The 18,686-nt window shown below is 56.6% G+C and carries 18 protein-coding genes; 11 read left to right on the top strand and 7 right to left on the bottom strand.

The window, feature by feature from the left end:
- Positions 1-33 precede the first annotated feature (33 nt).
- From WFN61_RS15595 to leuL, 6 genes are all read right to left on the bottom strand, one after another.
- Complete coding sequence (locus WFN61_RS15595) at positions 34-246, bottom strand: YdgH/BhsA/McbA-like domain containing protein (protein ID WP_312272548.1); 213 nt, start codon at positions 244-246, stop codon at positions 34-36.
- A 204-nt stretch (positions 247-450) separates the two neighbouring features.
- Positions 451-1,056 (bottom strand): 3-isopropylmalate dehydratase small subunit, encoded by a 606-nt coding sequence (gene leuD, locus WFN61_RS15590; protein ID WP_144817632.1) that lies wholly within the window; start codon positions 1,054-1,056, stop codon positions 451-453.
- A 10-nt stretch (positions 1,057-1,066) separates the two neighbouring features.
- Positions 1,067-2,467 (bottom strand): 3-isopropylmalate dehydratase large subunit, encoded by a 1,401-nt coding sequence (gene leuC, locus WFN61_RS15585; protein ID WP_144817633.1) that lies wholly within the window; start codon positions 2,465-2,467, stop codon positions 1,067-1,069.
- Positions 2,468-2,469: 2 nt separating this feature from the next.
- Positions 2,470-3,561 carry a 3-isopropylmalate dehydrogenase gene (gene leuB / locus WFN61_RS15580; RefSeq protein ID WP_042390427.1) on the bottom strand — a complete coding sequence of 364 codons (1,092 nt, stop codon included), beginning with the start codon at positions 3,559-3,561 and terminating at the stop codon, positions 2,470-2,472.
- Entirely contained in the window at positions 3,561-5,132 is a 1,572-nt protein-coding gene (gene leuA / locus WFN61_RS15575; RefSeq protein ID WP_257759034.1) for a 2-isopropylmalate synthase, read from the bottom strand. Before leuA ends, leuB begins: the two co-directional genes overlap by 1 nt.
- Positions 5,133-5,227: 95 nt before the next feature.
- Positions 5,228-5,314 carry a leu operon leader peptide gene (gene leuL, locus WFN61_RS20985; protein ID WP_103820724.1) on the bottom strand — a complete coding sequence of 29 codons (87 nt, stop codon included), beginning with the start codon at positions 5,312-5,314 and terminating at the stop codon, positions 5,228-5,230.
- A 619-nt stretch (positions 5,315-5,933) separates the two neighbouring features.
- On the opposite strand from leuL, the gene leuO reads away from it, so the two are divergent.
- Positions 5,934-6,899 carry a transcriptional regulator LeuO gene (leuO, locus tag WFN61_RS15570; RefSeq protein ID WP_144817636.1) on the top strand — a complete coding sequence of 322 codons (966 nt, stop codon included), beginning with the start codon at positions 5,934-5,936 and terminating at the stop codon, positions 6,897-6,899.
- Between the two features lie 3 nt (positions 6,900-6,902).
- Here the strand turns inward: leuO and WFN61_RS15565 are convergent, their stop codons facing one another.
- Complete coding sequence (locus tag WFN61_RS15565) at positions 6,903-7,100, bottom strand: hypothetical protein (protein WP_312175421.1); 198 nt, start codon at positions 7,098-7,100, stop codon at positions 6,903-6,905.
- A 108-nt stretch (positions 7,101-7,208) separates the two neighbouring features.
- Here WFN61_RS15565 and ilvI point away from each other — a divergent pair, with 108 nt between their 5' ends.
- The 10 genes from ilvI (at position 7,209) to mraY (ending at position 18,685) form a co-directional block, all read left to right on the top strand.
- Positions 7,209-8,933, top strand: coding sequence for an acetolactate synthase 3 large subunit (gene ilvI, locus WFN61_RS15560; RefSeq protein WP_312633371.1), 1,725 nt, complete (start codon positions 7,209-7,211; stop codon positions 8,931-8,933).
- 2 nt (positions 8,934-8,935) lie between these two features.
- Positions 8,936-9,427, top strand: coding sequence for an acetolactate synthase small subunit (gene ilvN, locus WFN61_RS15555; protein ID WP_103820721.1), 492 nt, complete (start codon positions 8,936-8,938; stop codon positions 9,425-9,427).
- A 180-nt stretch (positions 9,428-9,607) separates the two neighbouring features.
- The gene (gene cra / locus WFN61_RS15550) at positions 9,608-10,612 is read left to right on the top strand and encodes a catabolite repressor/activator (protein WP_154057913.1); all 1,005 of its coding nucleotides are present in this window, start codon (positions 9,608-9,610) and stop codon (positions 10,610-10,612) included.
- Positions 10,613-11,233: 621 nt separating this feature from the next.
- Positions 11,234-11,692 (top strand): division/cell wall cluster transcriptional repressor MraZ, encoded by a 459-nt coding sequence (mraZ, locus tag WFN61_RS15545; RefSeq protein WP_042390438.1) that lies wholly within the window; start codon positions 11,234-11,236, stop codon positions 11,690-11,692.
- 2 nt (positions 11,693-11,694) lie between these two features.
- A complete protein-coding gene (gene rsmH, locus WFN61_RS15540) occupies positions 11,695-12,636 on the top strand; it encodes a 16S rRNA (cytosine(1402)-N(4))-methyltransferase RsmH (RefSeq protein ID WP_042390440.1) in 942 nt (313 codons plus the stop codon).
- Positions 12,633-12,998, top strand: coding sequence for a cell division protein FtsL (gene ftsL, locus WFN61_RS15535; protein WP_042390442.1), 366 nt, complete (start codon positions 12,633-12,635; stop codon positions 12,996-12,998). Before rsmH ends, ftsL begins: the two co-directional genes overlap by 4 nt.
- A 15-nt stretch (positions 12,999-13,013) precedes the next feature.
- Positions 13,014-14,780 (top strand): peptidoglycan glycosyltransferase FtsI, encoded by a 1,767-nt coding sequence (gene ftsI, locus WFN61_RS15530; protein ID WP_144817638.1) that lies wholly within the window; start codon positions 13,014-13,016, stop codon positions 14,778-14,780.
- The gene (gene murE / locus WFN61_RS15525; protein WP_312175431.1) at positions 14,767-16,254 is read left to right on the top strand and encodes a UDP-N-acetylmuramoyl-L-alanyl-D-glutamate--2,6-diaminopimelate ligase; all 1,488 of its coding nucleotides are present in this window, start codon (positions 14,767-14,769) and stop codon (positions 16,252-16,254) included. The genes ftsI and murE overlap by 14 nt, the downstream gene beginning before the upstream one ends.
- Entirely contained in the window at positions 16,251-17,609 is a 1,359-nt protein-coding gene (murF, locus tag WFN61_RS15520; RefSeq protein ID WP_337038909.1) for a UDP-N-acetylmuramoyl-tripeptide--D-alanyl-D-alanine ligase, read from the top strand. Before murE ends, murF begins: the two co-directional genes overlap by 4 nt.
- Complete coding sequence (gene mraY, locus WFN61_RS15515; protein ID WP_222889592.1) at positions 17,603-18,685, top strand: phospho-N-acetylmuramoyl-pentapeptide-transferase; 1,083 nt, start codon at positions 17,603-17,605, stop codon at positions 18,683-18,685. The genes murF and mraY overlap by 7 nt, the downstream gene beginning before the upstream one ends.
- Position 18,686: the final 1 nt, after the last annotated feature.

Genomic DNA, 18,686 nt, shown 5'->3' with positions numbered 1-18,686 from the left:
CGGCAGGCGTAATGCCGCCGGGCAATACAGCACTTATTTATACAGCTCAGCCGTCATATGCACGGTGTTGTTGACGTTGGCTTCGGTGATTTTATAGGAAGAAGCACCGGCCTGCTCTGCCTGAGCGGCGATTTTTGCTTCGGCATCATCAATAGTGGTACCGCTGGCAGTTACGCTCTGAGCAAACGCACCAAATGAGAGGGTAGAGAGGGCAACGGCGGCAATAAGCGTTTTAATCGATTTCATGGTGGTGTTCCTTAAGCTTGATTTTTGTCTGGGGTCGTTAATTAGTTAACGATCGATAGACAAATGATAGGCGCGATCGGCTATGCGCGTCAACACTATTTTATAACGAGCATTAATTAATTTAGGAAAGCTAAGGAATTCAATAGATAAAAAAGCGGCGGGGATCGCTCCCCGCCGCTTAGAAGGTCTCAAAACGCTAGCAAATTAGTTCATAAAGGCGGGCTGCCGCTGTTCGTAAGCAGAGATAGCCTCTTCGTGTTGCAGCGTCAGGCCAATGCTGTCCAGCCCGTTTAACATGCAGTGACGGCGGAATGCGTCGATATTGAAGCTGTAGGATTTCTCCCCGGCGACGACCTTCTGCGCCTCCAGGTCTACGACGAAGGAGATGCCGGGATTGCTCTGCACCAGGCTAAACAGCTCATCTACCTCGTCGTCGCTCAGCGTGACCGGCAGCAGCTGGTTGTTAAAGCTGTTGCCGTAGAAGATATCGGCGAAGCTCGGCGCAATAACCACTTTAAAACCGTAGTCGGTCAGGGCCCAGGGCGCATGCTCGCGCGAGGAGCCACAGCCAAAGTTCTCCCGCGCCAGCAGGATTGAAGCCCCTCTGTACTGCGGAAAGTTCAGCACGAACTCCGGGTTAGGCTGCTCGCCTTTGTCGTCGAGGAAACGCCAGTCGTTAAACAGATGTGCGCCGAAGCCGGTACGCGTCACCTTCTGTAAAAACTGCTTCGGAATGATCGCATCGGTATCAACGTTGGCGGCGTCCAAAGGGACGACCAGGCCGGTATGCTGGATAAATTTCTCTGCCATGGTGGTCTCCTTATTTGATGCTGCGAATATCGGCGAAGTGGCCGGTGACGGCGGCGGCAGCAGCCATGGCCGGGCTGACCAGGTGGGTGCGTCCTCCACGTCCCTGGCGACCTTCAAAGTTACGGTTGCTGGTTGAGGCGCAGCGCTCGCCCGGATTCAGACGATCGTTGTTCATCGCCAGGCACATAGAGCAGCCCGGCAAGCGCCACTCAAAGCCCGCCTCGATAAAGATCTTGTCCAGGCCTTCCGCTTCCGCCTGGGCTTTCACCGGGCCTGAGCCAGGCACGACCAGCGCCTGAACGCCTGGTGCAACCTTGCGCCCTTTGGCGATCTCTGCCGCCGCGCGCAGGTCTTCAATACGCGAGTTGGTACAGGAGCCAATAAACACCTTGTCGATGTTCACCTCGGTCAGCGGAATGCCCGGCTTCAGGCCCATATAGGCCAGCGCCTTCTCCGCGCTGGCACGTTCAACCGGATCGGCAAACGAAGCCGGATCGGGAATGTTTTCGCCGACGGCGATAACCTGACCTGGGTTAGTTCCCCATGTGATCTGCGGGGCGATCTCTGCCGCCTGCAACGTGACCACGGTGTCAAAGGTTGCGCCTTCGTCAGTTTTCAGCGTCTTCCAGTAGGCCACCGCCTCATCGAAATCGTTGCCCTTCGGCGCGTGCAGACGGCCTCGCACATAGTTAAAGGTGGTCTCGTCAGGGGCGACAATACCCGCTTTGGCACCCATCTCGATGGCCATGTTGCACAGGGTCATCCGACCCTCCATGCTCAGTGCCTGAATAGCTTCGCCGCAGAACTCGACCACGTGGCCGGTACCGCCCGCGCTGCCTGTCTTGCCGATGATCGCCAGCACGATATCTTTTGCTGTGATACCCGGTGCGGCCTGGCCCTGAACTTCAATTTTCATGGTTTTGGCGCGGCCCTGCTTCAGGGTCTGGGTCGCCAATACGTGCTCAACTTCCGAGGTGCCGATCCCGAAGGCCAGTGCGCCGAAGGCACCGTGGGTGGCGGTATGGGAGTCGCCGCAGACGATGGTCATCCCCGGCAGGGTAATGCCTTGCTCCGGCCCCATCACGTGGACGATGCCCTGGTAGGGGTGATTCAGATCGTACAGCTCTACGCCAAACTCATTGCAGTTCTTGATCAGCTCCTGCATCTGAATGCGCGCCATCTCGCCTGAGGCGTTGATATCTTTCGTCTGGGTAGAGACATTGTGATCCATGGTGGCGAAGGTTTTACCCGGCTGGCGCACCGGGCGATGATGCGCACGCAGGCCATCAAACGCCTGCGGAGAGGTCACCTCATGCACCAGATGCCTGTCGATATAGAGCAGCGGGGTTTCGTTTGGCGCTTCATAGACCACGTGGGCGTCAAACAACTTCTCATACAAACTCTTAGCCATGATTACACCCCTTCCGCTACGTAGCGGGCAATAATGTCGCCCATCTCATCAGTACTCACCGCCGCGCTGCCGCGGGCCAGGTCTCCGGTACGCACACCCTCTTCCAGCGCGCGGTTAATAGCGGCTTCAATGGCATCCGCCGCATCATTGGCGTTCAGGCTATAGCGCAGCAGCAGGGCCAGAGAGAGGATCTGGGCAATCGGGTTGGCAATGTTTTTCCCGGCGATGTCCGGCGCCGAGCCGCCTGCGGGCTCATACAGGCCAAAGCCCTGCTCGTTGAGGCTGGCCGAGGGCAGCATCCCCATCGAGCCGGTGATCATCGCGCACTCGTCAGAGAGGATGTCGCCAAACAGGTTAGAGCAGAGCAGGACGTCGAACTGGGACGGATCCTTGATCAGCTGCATGGTGGCGTTGTCGATGTACATATGCGCCAGCTCAACGTCCGGGTACTCTTTTGCAATGTCGTTTACGATCTCACGCCACAGCAGAGAGGTTTGCAGCACGTTGGCCTTATCGATAGAGGTCACTTTATTCCGGCGCTTGCGCGCAGACTCAAAGGCGATGCGGGCGATGCGCTCGATCTCGAAGCGGTGATAGACCTCGGTATCAAACGCTTTTTCATGCTGGCCGCTGCCTTCACGGCCCTTCGGCTGGCCAAAGTAGATCCCGCCGGTCAGCTCGCGCACGCAGAGAATATCAAAACCGTTGGCGGCAATGTCTGCCCGCAGCGGGCAGAAGGCTTCCAGCCCCTGGTACAGCTTCGCCGGACGCAGGTTGCTGAACAGCTTAAAGTGCTTACGCAGCGGCAGCAGCGCGCCGCGCTCTGGCTGCTGGGCCGGGGGCAGGTGCTCCCACTTCGGGCCGCCGACCGAGCCGAACAGGATCGCATCGGCCTGCTCGCAGCCAGCCACGGTCGCCTGCGGCAGCGGATTACCGTGGCGGTCAATTGCAATACCGCCTACGTCGTAGTGGCTGGTGGTAATGCGCAGGGAGAAACGCGCCCGAATAGCTTCCAGTACTTTCAAGGCTTGCGCCATCACTTCCGGGCCAATGCCGTCGCCCGGCAAAACTGCAATATGATAATTTTTAGACATCACACGGTTTCCTGGTTGTTTTCTTTTATCGCTTTGCGCTGCAGCTCTTTTTCAACTTCATTGGCGCGCCAGATATTATTCAGCACGTGCACCATGGCGCGGGCAGAGGACTCCACGATATCGGTGGTCAGGCCCATGCCGTGGAAACGGCGGCCGTTATAGTTGACGACGATATCCACCTGGCCCAGGGCATCTTTACCGTGGCCCTTGGCGCTCAGACCATATTTCACCAGCTCGATGTTGTAGTCGGTGATGCGATTGATCGCCTGATAGACCGCGTCAACCGGGCCGTTGCCGTTAGCCGCTTCGGCTTTCACGTCATCACCGCAGGCCAGCTTCACGGAGGCAGTGGCGATATCGTTGGAGCCGGACTGCACGCTGAAGTAGTCCAGACGGAAATGCTCTGGTTCCTCCTGCTGCTTGTTGATAAAGGCCAGCGCCTCCAGATCGTAATCAAAGACCTGGCCCTTCTTATCCGCCAGCTTCAGGAAGGCGTCGTACAGGTTATCCAGGCTGTAGTCGCTCTCTTTATAACCCATCTCATCCATGCGGTGTTTCACTGCCGCGCGGCCGGAGCGGGAGGTCAGGTTCAGCTGCACCTGGTTCAGGCCGATAGACTCTGGGGTCATGATTTCGTAGTTTTCACGATTTTTCAGCACGCCGTCCTGGTGAATACCCGAGGAGTGAGCAAACGCGCCGGTGCCAACAATCGCCTTGTTCGCCGGGATCGGCATGTTGCAGATCTGGCTAACCACCTGGCTGGTGCGCCAGATCTCCTGGTGATTGATGCGGGTTTGCAGGTTCATGATGTCCTTGCGCACCTTAATCGCCATGATCACCTCTTCCAGCGAGCAGTTACCGGCACGTTCGCCAATACCGTTCATCGCACCTTCAACCTGGCGCGCACCGGCATGGACTGCGGCAATGGCGTTGCCGACGGCGAGGCCTAAATCGTCATGGGTGTGGACAGAGATAATGGCCTGATCGATGTTAGGTACGTGCTCATACAGGCCGGTAATGATATTGGCAAACTCAAAGGGCATGGTGTAGCCGACGGTATCAGGGATATTGATAGTTTTCGCCCCGGCGTTAATCGCCGCTTCAACCACTCGCGCCAGATCGGCAATCGGGGTACGGCCCGCATCTTCACAGGAGAACTCGACGTCGTCGGTATAGTTACGTGCGCGCTTAATCATATAGATCGCGCGCTCGATCACCTCGTCCAGGGTGCTGCGCAGCTTGGTAGCGATATGCATCGGCGAGGTAGCAATAAAGGTATGGATGCGGAAGGCCTCGGCGACCTTCAGCGACTCTGCCGCCACGTCGATATCTTTCTCGACGCAGCGCGCCAGGGCGCAGACGCGGCTGTTTTTCACCTGGCGGGCGATGGTCTGGACAGACTCAAAATCGCCTGGGGAAGAGACCGGAAAGCCTACCTCCATCACGTCCACGCCCATACGCTCAAGCGCCAGTGCAATCTGCAGCTTCTCTTTTACACTCAGGCTTGCCTGTAACGCCTGTTCACCGTCGCGTAAGGTGGTATCGAAAATGGTAACGTGCTGCTGGCTCATGGTTTAGGTCCTTGTCTGTCGGAAGTCGCCTTGTGCTACGAGCATAAAAAAACCCGCGCATTGGCGCGGGTTCTCTGTTTTAACCGGAAGCTGACTTAACTCTGTTTGTCGCCCACCAGTCCACCGCGCAATGAGGATGCGTTTAGTAGTAGTAGACCGGCGATACGAACGTTGCGAATCATGCGTCAGGCTCCAGATGAAATCGATATGCTTTAAGTGGTACTGGATATGGCCATTGATGTCAACAGCAGAGGCGGAAAAAACGCTGCGCGTGGGATCGGTGCGGTAGATTATTGTGCTATTCAGGAGAGCCTGCTCGAACATTTACATTTGTTGATTACCTGCGGTCTCGGTTGTTTTCCAGTAGACATATTTTATTTACAGAAATATATATATTGTCACATTTATAAAAGCGGGTTTATTTGATTGATTTGGCTGGTTTAAATGTTTTTATAATCTCTTTTTAATATATTTATTCACAATACTGGAACAATTAATATTCATTTTACCAATAATTAATTAGTCGAATTTAGTTTATCTGAATTTGCTTTTAAGTATATATTGCTTTGGTTATTCATGATGTTTATGTTTACATTGTCCCCATAGCGTCAAGGTTATGCGTTGTGCAATAAAAAAGCACGGCGTGACTTTCGCTTTTATCGCGTACGTTTTTCTCGCGAAGGTGTCCAAAATTGCCCTGTATTTTTTCTTAAATTATACGATACTGCTTTTGCTTATTTATATGTTTAACAAATCATATTTATAGCCAAGCGCTACGCTTGCCGGCAAAAGGAGTTTAGCATGACAGTGGAGTCAAAAATGTCAGAAGCCAACAGTGAATATCTCTCGGTACCTTATGATATGAAATCAAAGCTCCGGCAGGTCGATCTGAATTTATTAACCGTTTTTGATGCGGTGATGCAGGAGCAAAATATCACCCGCGCCGCGCGTAATCTTGGCATGTCACAGCCAGCGGTGAGTAATGCGGTAGCCCGGCTTAAGGTGCTGTTTAACGACGATCTCTTCTCCCGCTATGGCCGCGGCATCAAGCCTACGGCCCGGGCCTATCAGCTCTTCGGCTCGGTTCACCAGGCGCTGCAGCTTATTCAGAATGAACTCCCTGGCTCGGGCTTTGACCCACTAAAAAGCGAGCGCATTTTCCATATTTGTATCTGCAGTCCGTTGGATACCTATCTGACGTCAACGATCTACAACCGGATTGAAAAAGAGGCACCAAATATACATTTAGTTTTTAGCTCGGCGCTCGATAAAAACATTGAACATCAGCTGCGCTATCAGGAAACGGGATTTGTTGTTGGCTATGAGGAGTTTAAGCGTCCTGAGTTCTCTTGCCTGCCGCTTTTTAATGATGAAATGGTGCTGGTAGCCAGCAAAAATCATCCGCGGATCCATCTGCCGTTAAAAGAGACTGATATATATATTGAAGAGCATGCGGTGGTTTCCCTTGAACGCTATGCCTCTTTTAGTCAGCCATGGTATGACACGCCGGATAAACAGAGCCGTATTGCCTATCAGGGCATGGCGCTGGTTAGCGTACTTAATGTCGTCTCGCAAACCCATCTGGTCTGTATTGCCCCGCGCTGGCTAAGCGAAAAATTTGCCGACAGCCTGGAGTTACAAATTATGCCGCTGCCGTTAAAGCGTAATAGCCGGACCTGTTTTCTGTCATGGCACGAGGCCGCCGGGCGTGACAAAGGCCATCAGTGGATGGAAGAGTTACTCATTGACGTTTGCCGCCGCGTATAGCTATTAATAAAACCGGATAGCTTCTATCCGGTTTATGCTGCACATGGCCTCATCTACGCTATTTTTGACTAATCTGCTATTTGCCTGCGCTTTGCCAGCAGGTGAAAAATGGATGAATCGCTGTACGTCGCCCGTTTTAAATGATGAACCATCATCAGCTTTCCCTATCGTAGTTGAATCCACCAATAACTTTTTATTCACCTCCCGCTTCCTCTTTTTTGCCGTCGCGACGCTAATCGTTTGCTAATTGCCTGCCCCGGAATCAACGGTTAAGGTAACTGACAATGAACAAATGCCTGGAGGCAAGTCATGGAGATGTTGTCTGGAGCCGAGATGGTCGTCCGATCGCTCATCGATCAGGGGGTAAAGCAGGTCTTTGGTTACCCTGGAGGGGCCGTCCTTGATATCTACGACGCCCTGCATACGGTAGGCGGGATTGAGCATGTGCTGGTGCGGCACGAGCAGGCAGCGGTTCATATGGCGGATGGGCTAGCACGCGCTACGGGCGAAGTGGGCGTGGTGCTGGTGACCTCCGGGCCTGGCGCAACCAATGCCATCACCGGCATTGCTACCGCCTACATGGACTCTATTCCATTGGTGGTGCTCTCCGGACAGGTTGCTACCTCGCTGATTGGCTACGACGCTTTTCAAGAATGCGATATGGTGGGGATCTCCCGCCCGGTGGTAAAACACAGCTTCCTGGTTAAACAGGCGGAAGATATCCCCGGCGTGCTGAAAAAGGCGTTCTGGCTAGCTTCTACCGGCCGTCCTGGTCCGGTGGTGGTCGATCTGCCGAAAGACATTATGAGCCCGGCAAATAAGCTCCCCTACGTCTGGCCGGAGTCAGTGAGCATGCGCTCCTACAATCCCACCACCCAGGGCCACAAGGGGCAGATCAAGCGCGCACTGCAGACGCTGATCGCGGCGAAAAAGCCGGTGGTTTACGTTGGGGGTGGGGCGATCAACTCCGCCTGTGACAAACAGCTGCGCGAGCTGGCCGAGAAGCTGAACCTGCCGGTCGTCTCGTCATTAATGGGATTAGGCGCATTTCCGTCCACCCATCGTCAGGCGCTCGGGATGCTGGGAATGCACGGCACCTATGAAGCCAACATGACGATGCACCACTCCGACGTGATCTTTGCCGTCGGCGTGCGTTTCGACGATCGCACCACTAACAATCTGATGAAGTACTGCCCGAACGCCACGGTGCTGCACATTGATATCGATCCGACCTCGATCTCGAAAACGGTAGCGGCGGATGTCCCCATCGTGGGTGATGCCCGGCTGGTGCTGGAGCAGATGCTGGAGCTGCTGGCCCAGGAAGAGAGCGTGCAGCCCCTCGATGACATTCGCGACTGGTGGCTGACGATTGATGGCTGGCGCGCCCGTCAGTGTCTGAAGTACGACACCCAGAGCGAGAGCATCAAGCCGCAGGCGGTGATTGAAGCTATCTGGCGCCTGACCGATGGCGATGCCTACGTCACCTCTGACGTCGGTCAGCACCAGATGTTTGCTGCCCTCTATTATCCTTTCGATAAGCCACGGCGCTGGATCAACTCCGGCGGCCTCGGCACGATGGGCTTTGGCCTGCCCGCCGCGTTGGGGGTGAAAATGGCCCTGCCGGAGGAGACGGTGGTCTGCGTAACCGGCGATGGCAGTATCCAGATGAACATTCAGGAGCTGTCCACGGCGCTGCAATATGAGCTGCCGGTGCTGGTGCTTAACCTTAATAACCGCTATCTCGGGATGGTGAAGCAGTGGCAGGATATGATCTACTCCGGTCGCCACTCACAGTCCTATATGCAATCCCTGCCGGACTTTGCCCGCCTGGCCGAAGCCTACGGCCACGTGGGTATCCGCATTACCCGCCCCGATGAGCTGGAAGCGAAGCTGAGCGAGGCCCTGGCGCAGGTGAAAAATGGCCGGCTGGTGTTTGTCGATGTCACCGTCGACGGCAGTGAGCACGTGTATCCCATGCAGATCCGTGGGGGCGGCATGGATGAGATGTGGTTAAGCAAAACGGAGAGAACCTGATTATGCGCCGGATATTATCTGTGTTACTGGAGAACGAATCAGGTGCGCTATCGCGCGTGATCGGCCTTTTCTCCCAGCGCGGTTACAACATCGAGAGCCTGACCGTAGCCCCGACCGATGACCCAACTCTCTCGCGCATGACCATCCAGACGGTGGGCGATGCCAAAGTGCTGGAGCAGATCGAGAAGCAGCTGCATAAGCTGGTGGACGTGCTGCGCGTCAGCGAGCTGGGGCAGGGCGCACACGTTGAACGCGAGATCATGCTGGTGAAGATCCAGGCCAGCGGCTATGGCCGGGAAGAGGTGAAGCGTAACGCGGAGATCTTCCGCGGCCAGATCATTGACGTCACCCCCTCGATCTATACGGTCCAGCTTGCCGGTACCAGCGATAAGCTGGATGCGTTTCTGGCCTCTATCCGCGACGTGGCGAAAATCGTCGAGGTTGCCCGCTCCGGCGTGGTGGGTCTGTCGCGCGGCGATAAAATCATGCGTTAGGTTGAAGGCAACGGCAAAATGAGCAGCCCGGCGGATCCCGTCGGGCTTTTTTTTGCGAAAACAGCCGGAAGGCTGATCGAAAGCGGTTGCCGCAGTGACTATTCTGCGTTTAGATGTGATGGATTAAACCTATATTCCAAAAAAGGTTATGGAGTATCCTTTTTTCTTTGAGAGGCAATTGTGAAACTGGATGAAATCGCCCGGCTTGCCGGCGTCTCACGTACCACAGCAAGCTATGTGATTAACGGCAAAGCGAAGCAGTACCGCGTCAGCGATAAAACCGTTGAAAAAGTCATGGCCGTCGTACGCGAGCATAATTACCATCCGAATGCGGTAGCCGCCGGGCTGCGGGCAGGACGCACGCGATCGATTGGGCTGGTGATCCCCGATCTGGAAAACACCAGCTATACCCGCATTGCTAACTACCTTGAGCGGCAGGCGCGCCAGCGCGGTTACCAGCTCTTGATTGCTTGTTCGGAAGACCAGCCGGATAACGAGATGCGCTGCATTGAGCATCTCCTGCAGCGCCAGGTTGATGCCATTATTGTGTCGACGTCACTTCCACCGGAGCACCCCTTCTACCAGCGCTGGGCCAATGACTCCTTCCCTATCGTGGCCCTGGACCGGGCTTTAGATCGGGAGCACTTCACCAGCGTGGTGGGTGCGGATCAGGACGATGCCGAGATGCTGGCGGCGGAGCTGCGTACCTTCCCCGCAGAAAACGTGCTCTATCTGGGCGCGCTGCCGGAGCTGTCGGTCAGCTTTTTACGCGAGCAGGGTTTCCGTACCGCCTGGAAAGACGATCCGCGTGAGGTCAGCTTTCTCTATGCCAATAGCTACGAGCGGGAAGCCGCGGCGCAGCTGTTCGATAAGTGGCTGGAGACTAACCCAATGCCGCAGGCGCTGTTTACCACCTCCTTTGCTCTGTTACAGGGGGTGATGGACGTGACGCTGCGCCGCGATGGTCATCTGCCTGCTAATCTGGCTATCGCCACCTTTGGCGATCACGAGCTGCTCGACTTCCTGCAGTGCCCGGTACTGGCCGTGGCCCAGCGCCATCGCGATGTCGCAGAGCGCGTGCTGGAGATCGTCCTTGCCAGCCTCGACGAGCCGCGTAAGCCGAAGCCTGGTCTGAGCCGCATCCGGCGCAACCTCTACCGCCGCGGCGTGCTAAACCGCATCTGATCTTGCTTAAGGGCAGCGAAAGCTGCCTTTTACCGTCAGCGTCCTCTTTAATATGACAGCCGTTGGTGTATTAACGTAAATTAACGTTCGGATTAATCCTTAAAATCCGTAGGCCGCTATATTTTAAATTCCGCCTTATTTTAAAAAGGCTCTTTTTTAGAGAGGAAAGAGGTAACGGTGCATTAATTTTGTATTGTTTTGTTACATCTAACCAAGGGTTGTTGAATTAATGACCTTTTCTTTAGTATGACCATTCACTTCTACTCCTCCCAATCCACCTGACGTCGCTCCGCCTGCAACTGTCGCTGTTAACCATTGACAATATGGCTTAAAATGCCGCCCGCGTCGCAAACTGACACTTTATATTTAATCCGTATCGTGGCCGAGGTCTTTAAGTGGTGCATGCGGAGGCACTATTTTTTTTGCAAATATTCATGACGTTAATTTGCAGCGCATGTTGAGCACATTTTGTGCGGGCCTGCTGTTCACAATTAATCGTGGTTGTTTCAGACACGTTAGCGTCAGTGCTGGCTTGACAAGCTTTTCCTCCGCTCCGTAAACTCCCTCGGTGGGGATTTGTGGGATAAAGTGGTGAAAGGTTGATTTTGAGGTGAAACTGGCATGTTCCGTGGGGCAACGTTAGTTAATCTCGACAGTAAAGGTCGGTTGTCCGTGCCTGTTCGCTACCGGGAACAACTTGTCGAGCATGCTGCCGGTCAGATGGTCTGTACCATAGACATCCATCACGCCTGCCTGCTCCTTTATCCTCTCCCGGAATGGGAAATTATTGAGCAAAAATTATCGCGTCTGTCGAGCATGAATCCCGCAGAGCGACGCGTGCAGCGTTTACTGCTGGGACATGCCAGTGAGTGTCAGATGGATAGCGCGGGGCGCTTACTGATTGCCCCCGTTTTACGGCACCATGCCGGACTGAACAAAGAAGTGATGCTGGTCGGGCAGTTCAACAAGTTTGAGCTGTGGGATGAAACGACCTGGTATCAACGGGTCAAGGAAGATATCGACGCTGAGCAGTCAGGCTCTGAACCGCTTTCAGAGCGATTGCAGGATTTGTCTCTATAACGATGATGGAAAATTTTAAACATACAACGGTACTGCTGGACGAGGCCGTAAACGGCCTGAACATTCGTCCTGACGGCATCTACATAGATGGAACTTTTGGTCGCGGTGGCCACTCGCGCCTGATCCTCTCCCAGCTGGGGGCGGAGGGGCGACTGCTGGCGATCGATCGCGATCCTGAGGCGATTGCTATCGCCAAAACCATTGACGATCCCCGCTTTACCATTATACACGGTCCTTTTTCCGGGCTGGCGGACTACGTGCGCGAGCGCGATCTCGCCGGTAAAATCGACGGTATTCTGCTCGATCTTGGCGTCTCCTCCCCACAGCTTGACGATCCTGAACGTGGCTTCTCGTTTATGCGCGACGGTCCGCTGGACATGCGCATGGATCCCACCCGCGGCCAGTCTGCCGCCGAATGGTTACAAACCGCTGACGAAGCCGACATCGCCTGGGTGATTAAAACCTTTGGCGAAGAGCGTTTTGGCAAACGTATTGCCCGCGCCATCGTCGAGCGTAACCGCATTGAGCCGATGACCCGCACCAAAGAGCTGGCCTCAGTAATTGCCGCGGCAATGCCGGTGAAGGATAAGCATAAACATCCCGCCACTCGCACCTTCCAGGCGGTACGCATCTGGGTGAACAGTGAGCTGGAAGAGATAGAGCAGGCGCTAAAAAACTCGCTCGACGTGCTGGCCCCAGGGGGACGGCTGTCGATTATCAGCTTCCACTCGCTGGAAGACCGCATTGTAAAACGCTTTATGCGTGAGCAGAGCCGGGGGCCGCAGGTTCCCGCCGGGTTACCGATGACCGAAGCCCAGCTCAACAAGCTGGGCGGCCGCTATCTGCGCGCCTTAGGCAAGTTAATGCCGGGCGAAGAGGAGGTGGCTGAGAATCCACGCGCCCGGAGTTCAGTACTGCGTATCGCAGAGAGGACGAACGCATGATCAGCAGGGTGGCAGAGACGCTCAGTAAAGTAAAAGGGTCGTTAGGTAACACCGAGCGCCATGCCTTGCCTGGCGTGATCGCAGACGATCTTTTGCGTTTCGGGAAACTGCCGCTCTGCCTGTTCATCTGCATTATCGTGACGGCGGTAACGGTCGTCACGACCGCGCACCATACCCGTCTGCTGACGGCGCAGCGTGAACAGCTGGTGCTGGAGCGTGATGCGCTGGATATCGAGTGGCGTAACCTGATCCTTGAAGAGAATGCCCTCGGCGATCACAGCCGCGTTGAGCGCGTCGCTACCGAGAAGCTGCAGTTGCAGCATGTTGATCCCTCACAAGAAAACATAGTAGTACAAAAATAAGGACTTACGCGACGCATGAAAGCAGCGGTGAAGACGCTTAAACCAAAACGTCAGGAAGAGCAGGCCAACTTTGTGAGTTGGCGTTTTGCGTTGCTTTGCGGATGTATTTTACTGGCGCTGGCGTTTCTGCTGGGGCGCGTCGCATGGTTACAGGTCATCAACCCGGATATGCTGGTGCGCCAGGGCGATCTGCGCTCGCTGCGCGTGCAGGAGGTCTCTACCTCTCGCGGCCTGATCACCGACCGCTCCGGCCGTCCGCTGGCGGTGAGCGTGCCGGTGAAGGCAATCTGGGCCGATCCGAAAGAGCTCCATGACGCCGGCGGCATTACGCTCGATAACCGCTGGAAAGCGCTGGCGGATGCGCTGCATCTCCCGCTCGATCAGCTGGCTGCCCGCGTAAATGCCAACCCGAAAGGCCGCTTTATCTATCTGGCGCGCCAGGTGAACCCGGACATTGGCGATTACATTAAAAAGCTGAAGCTACCCGGCATTCACCTGCGGGAAGAGTCGCGTCGTTACTACCCCTCCGGCGAAGTAACCGCTCACCTTATAGGCTTTACCAACGTTGACAGCCAGGGCATTGAAGGCGTTGAGAAGAGCTTCGATAAGTGGCTCACCGGCCAGCCCGGCGAGCGCATCGTGCGTAAAGACCGCTATGGCCGCGTCATTGAGGATATCTCCTCTACTGACAGCCAGGCGGCGCACAACCTCGCCCTGAGCATTGACGAGCGCCTCCAGGCGCTGGTCTATCGCGAGCTGAATAACGCCGTGGCCTTCAACAAGGCGGAGTCCGGCAGTGCGGTGCTGGTAGACGTTAACACCGGCGAAGTGCTGGCGATGGCGAACAGCCCCTCCTATAACCCGAACAACCTCAGCGGTACGCAGAAAGACGTAATGCGTAACCGTACCATTACCGACGTGTTCGAACCCGGCTCTACCGTGAAGCCGATGGTGGTAATGACCGCTCTGCAGCGCGGCGTGGTCAGAGAGAACACCGTCTTAAATACCGTGCCATACCGTATTAACGGCCACGAGATCAAAGACGTGGCGCGCTACAGCGAATTGACCCTGACCGGGGTACTACAGAAGTCGAGTAACGTCGGTGTTTCAAAGCTGGCGTTAGCGATGCCCTCCTCAGCGCTGGTAGAAACTTACTCGCGTTTTGGATTGGGAAAAGCGACCAATTTGGGGTTGGTCGGAGAACGCAGTGGCTTATATCCTCAAAAACAACGGTGGTCTGACATAGAGAGGGCCACCTTCTCTTTCGGCTATGGGCTAATGGTAACCCCGTTACAGTTAGCGCGAGTCTACGCAACGATTGGCAGCTACGGCATCTACCGTCCGCTGTCGATCACCAAAGTTGATCCTCCCGTACCGGGCGAGCGCATCTTCCCGGAATCTATCGTCCGTACCGTGGTGCACATGATGGAGAGCGTGGCGCTGCCCGGCGGCGGTGGCGTGAAAGCGGCCATCAAAGGCTATCGCATCGCCATTAAAACCGGTACGGCGAAAAAGGTCGGGCCGGACGGGCGCTATATCAACAAATACATTGCTTATACCGCGGGCGTTGCGCCAGCCAGCCAGCCGCGTTTTGCGCTGGTGGTGGTCATTAACGATCCGCAGGCAGGTAAATACTACGGTGGTGCCGTTTCCGCACCGGTCTTCGGGGCCATCATGGGCGGCGTACTGCGTACCATGAACATCGAGCCGGACGCGTTAGCAACGGGCGAAAAAAGTGAATTTGTGATTAATGAAGGCGAGGGAACAGGTGGCAGATCGTAATTTGCGCGACCTTCTCGCTCCGTGGGTATCGAATCTGCCCGCGCGAGCTTTGCGGGAAATGACACTCGACAGTCGCGTGGCGGCAGCGGGCGATCTCTTTGTGGCGGTAGTGGGCCACCAGGCGGACGGGCGTCGGTATATCCCGCAAGCGATAGCGCAGGGCGTGGCGGCCATCATTGCGGAAGCCAAAGGCGAGGCCGCCGATGGTGAGATCCGCGAGGTTCACGGCGTGCCGGTTATCTATCTCAGCCAGCTTAACGAGCGCCTCTCCGCGCTGGCCGGACGTTTCTACAACGAGCCTGCTGAGCGTTTAAGCCTGGTCGGCGTCACCGGTACTAACGGCAAGACTACTACCACCCAGCTGCTGGCGCAGTGGGCTCAGCTGCTGGGTGAAACCAGCGCGGTGATGGGCACGGTGGGCAACGGCCTGCTGGGCAAGGTGATCCCAACCGAAAACACCACCGGCTCCGCCATTGACGTTCAGCATGTGATGGCCGATCTGGCAGAGCAGGGGGCAACCTTTGCCGCGATGGAGGTCTCCTCCCACGGTCTGGTGCAGCACCGCGTGGCCGCCCTGAAGTTTCGGGCGTCGGTCTTTACGAACCTGAGCCGCGATCACCTCGACTACCACGGGGATATGGCGGGTTACGAATCGGCAAAATGGCTGCTCTTCTCCGCGCACCACTACGGTCAGGCGATTGTTAACGCCGATGACGAAGTGGGCCGCCGCTGGCTGGCTAACCTGCCGGACGCCGTGGCGGTATCCATGGAAGGGCACATCAACCCGGACTGTCACGGCCGCTGGCTGAAGGCCGAGGCGGTAAGCTATCACGACAGCGGGGCGACAGTGCGTTTCACCTCCTCATGGGGCGAAGGCGAGATTGAAAGCCGCCTGATGGGGGCGTTTAACGTCAGTAACCTGCTGCTGGCCCTGGCTACGCTGCTGGCGCTGGACTTCCCGCTGAGCGACCTGCTGAAAACGGCGTCGCACCTGCAGCCGGTATGCGGTCGCATGGAAGTCTTCAGTGCGCCGGGCAAACCAACGGTGGTGGTGGATTACGCCCATACCCCGGACGCGCTGGAGAAAGCACTGCAGGCCGCGCGTCTGCACTGCACCGGCACGCTGTGGTGCGTCTTTGGCTGCGGCGGCGATCGCGATAAAGGCAAGCGCCCGCTGATGGGAGCCATTGCCGAAGAGTTCGCCGACGTGCCGGTCGTGACCGACGACAACCCGCGTACCGAAGAGCCGCGCGCCATCATTAACGATATTCTTGCCGGCATGCTCGACGCTGGCCGCGCCCGGGTGGTCGAAGGCCGCGCCGAAGCGGTAACCAGCGCCATTATGCAGGCGAAAGAGAGTGACGTCGTGCTGCTGGCCGGTAAGGGCCACGAAGATTACCAGATTGTCGGCAACCGCCGTCTTGACTATTCCGACCGCGTCACCGCCGCGCGTCTGCTGGGAGTGGTGGCATGATTAGCGTAACCCTTAACGAGCTGGCCCAGATCCTCAACGGCGAGCTGCACGGCCAGAGTCTGACTATTGATGCCGTCACCACCGATACGCGCCAGCTGACGCCGGGCTGCCTGTTTGTTGCCCTGAAAGGCGAACGCTTCGACGCTCACGATTTTGCCGAGCAGGCGAAGGCGGGCGGCGCGGGCGCGCTGCTGGTCAGCCGCAAGCTCGACTGCGATCTGCCTCAGCTGGTGGTGAAAGATACCCGTCTCGCCTTCGGTGAAATGGGTGCCTGGGTGCGCCAGCAGGTGCCGACCCGCGTGGTCGCACTCACCGGCTCCTCGGGTAAAACCTCGGTGAAAGAGATGACCGCCGCCATCCTCGGCGAGTGCGGTAATACGCTTTATACCGCTGGCAACCTAAATAATGACATCGGCGTGCCGATGACGCTGCTGCGCCTGACAAAAGCGCACCAGTACGCGGTGATCGAGCTCGGGGCTAACCATCAGGGTGAAATCGCCTGGACCGTTAGCCTGACCCGCCCGGAAGCGGCGCTGGTCAATAACCTGGCGGCGGCGCATCTGGAGGGCTTTGGCTCGCTGGCGGGCGTGGCGAAGGCGAAGGGTGAAATCTTTACCGGCCTGCCGCTCGACGGCGTGGCGATCATGAACGCGGACAACAATGACTGGCTGAACTGGCAGAGCATTATCGGCGGGCGCAAAATCTGGCGCTTCTCACCGAATGCCGCCAACAGCGACTTTACCGCCAATAACGTGCATGTCACGTCGCAGGGGACCCACTTCACGCTGCAAACCCCGACCGGTAACGTTGAGGTGCTACTGCCGCTGCCGGGTCGTCACAACATTGCGAACGCGCTGGCCGCTACGGCGCTGGCGATGGCGGTAGGTGCCCCGCTGGATGCGGTAAAAGCCGGGCTGGCGAAGCTGAAGGCCGTGCCGGGACGCTTGTTCCCGATCTCGCTTGCGGAAAACCAGCTCCTGCTTGATGACTCCTACAACGCTAACGTCGGCTCGATGACCGCCGCAGCGCAGGTGCTCTCCGAGATGCCGGGTTACCGGGTGATGGTCGTGGGTGATATGGCCGAGCTGGGCGATGAAAGCGAAGCGTGCCATCAGCAGGTGGGTGAGGCGGCGAAGGCGTCCGGCCTCGATCGCGTGCTGAGCGTGGGCGTCCAGAGCAAAGGTATCTCCGACGCCAGCGGCGTTGGCGAACATTTTAACGATAAAGCTGCGCTGATTGCGCGCCTCAAGGCGCTGATTGCCGAGCAGCAGATTATTACCATTTTGGTAAAAGGTTCACGTAGTGCTGCCATGGAAGAGGTAGTACGCGCATTACAGGAGAACGGGACATGTTAGTTTGGCTGGCCGAGCATTTGGTCAAATATTATTCGGGCTTTAACGTCTTTTCCTATCTGACGTTTCGCGCCATTGTCAGCCTGCTGACCGCGCTCTTCATCTCCTTATGGATGGGGCCGCGCATGATCGCCCGCCTGCAAAAGCTCTCGTTTGGCCAGGTTGTTCGTAACGACGGTCCGGAATCGCACTTCAGCAAACGCGGGACCCCGACGATGGGGGGGATCATGATCCTCACCGCCATTGTGGTGTCGGTCCTTCTGTGGGCTTACCCCTCCAACCCCTACGTCTGGTGCGTGCTGGTGGTACTGGTGGGCTACGGCATCATCGGCTTTGTTGACGACTACCGTAAGGTGGTGCGCAAAGATACCAAAGGCCTTATCGCTCGCTGGAAATATTTCTGGATGTCGGTCATCGCCCTGGGCGTGTCGTTTGCGCTCTATCTGGTGGGGAACGATACGCCAGCTACGCAGCTGGTAGTGCCGTTCTTTAAAGACGTCATGCCGCAGCTGGGCGTTCTCTATATCCTGCTGGCCTACTTCGTTATCGTCGGGACCGGCAACGCCGTGAACCTCACCGACGGCCTCGACGGCTTAGCGATTATGCCTACCGTGCTGGTAGCGTCAGGCTTTGCGCTGGTCGCCTGGGCAACCGGCAACATGAATTTTGCCAGCTATCTGCATATTCCCTATCTGCGTCACGCCGGTGAACTGGTGATTGTCTGTACGGCTATCGTCGGGGCAGGGCTGGGCTTTCTCTGGTTTAACACCTATCCGGCGCAGGTCTTTATGGGCGACGTCGGTTCGCTGGCGTTAGGTGGCGCATTGGGCATCATCGCTGTGCTGCTGCGCCAGGAGTTCCTGCTGGTGATCATGGGCGGCGTATTCGTGGTGGAGACCCTGTCGGTTATCCTGCAGGTGGGTTCCTTCAAGCTGCGCGGACAGCGCATCTTCCGGATGGCTCCGATTCACCACCACTATGAACTGAAAGGCTGGCCGGAGCCGCGCGTGATCGTGCGCTTCTGGGTTATTTCGCTGATGCTGGTGCTGATTGGCCTGGCTACGCTGAAGGTGCGTTAAT

The organism is Pseudescherichia sp. AS216 (assembly GCF_037152055.1).
In the GTDB taxonomy this organism is placed as follows: domain Bacteria; phylum Pseudomonadota; class Gammaproteobacteria; order Enterobacterales; family Enterobacteriaceae; genus Pseudescherichia.
Note: the sequence above shows the minus strand (reverse complement) of the source record. Positions and strands in the feature narration are given on the sequence as shown.

Bases quoted from the DNA above. Each gene is read 5' to 3' on its own strand.
- WFN61_RS15595 (WP_312272548.1), bottom strand. From the start codon at position 246: ATGAAATCGATTAAAACGCTTATTGCCGCCGTTGCCCTCTCTACCCTC.
- leuD (WP_144817632.1), bottom strand. From the start codon at position 1,056: ATGGCAGAGAAATTTATCCAGCATACCGGCCTGGTCGTCCCTTTGGAC.
- leuC (WP_144817633.1), bottom strand. From the start codon at position 2,467: ATGGCTAAGAGTTTGTATGAGAAGTTGTTTGACGCCCACGTGGTCTAT.
- leuB (WP_042390427.1), bottom strand. From the start codon at position 3,561: ATGTCTAAAAATTATCATATTGCAGTTTTGCCGGGCGACGGCATTGGC.
- leuA (WP_257759034.1), bottom strand. From the start codon at position 5,132: ATGAGCCAGCAGCACGTTACCATTTTCGATACCACCTTACGCGACGGT.
- leuL (WP_103820724.1), bottom strand. From the start codon at position 5,314: ATGATTCGCAACGTTCGTATCGCCGGTCTACTACTACTAAACGCATCC.
- leuO (WP_144817636.1), top strand. From the start codon at position 5,934: ATGACAGTGGAGTCAAAAATGTCAGAAGCCAACAGTGAATATCTCTCG.
- ilvI (WP_312633371.1), top strand. From the start codon at position 7,209: ATGGAGATGTTGTCTGGAGCCGAGATGGTCGTCCGATCGCTCATCGAT.
- ilvN (WP_103820721.1), top strand. From the start codon at position 8,936: ATGCGCCGGATATTATCTGTGTTACTGGAGAACGAATCAGGTGCGCTA.
- mraZ (WP_042390438.1), top strand. From the start codon at position 11,234: ATGTTCCGTGGGGCAACGTTAGTTAATCTCGACAGTAAAGGTCGGTTG.
- rsmH (WP_042390440.1), top strand. From the start codon at position 11,695: ATGATGGAAAATTTTAAACATACAACGGTACTGCTGGACGAGGCCGTA.
- ftsL (WP_042390442.1), top strand. From the start codon at position 12,633: ATGATCAGCAGGGTGGCAGAGACGCTCAGTAAAGTAAAAGGGTCGTTA.
- ftsI (WP_144817638.1), top strand. From the start codon at position 13,014: ATGAAAGCAGCGGTGAAGACGCTTAAACCAAAACGTCAGGAAGAGCAG.
- murF (WP_337038909.1), top strand. From the start codon at position 16,251: ATGATTAGCGTAACCCTTAACGAGCTGGCCCAGATCCTCAACGGCGAG.
- mraY (WP_222889592.1), top strand. From the start codon at position 17,603: ATGTTAGTTTGGCTGGCCGAGCATTTGGTCAAATATTATTCGGGCTTT.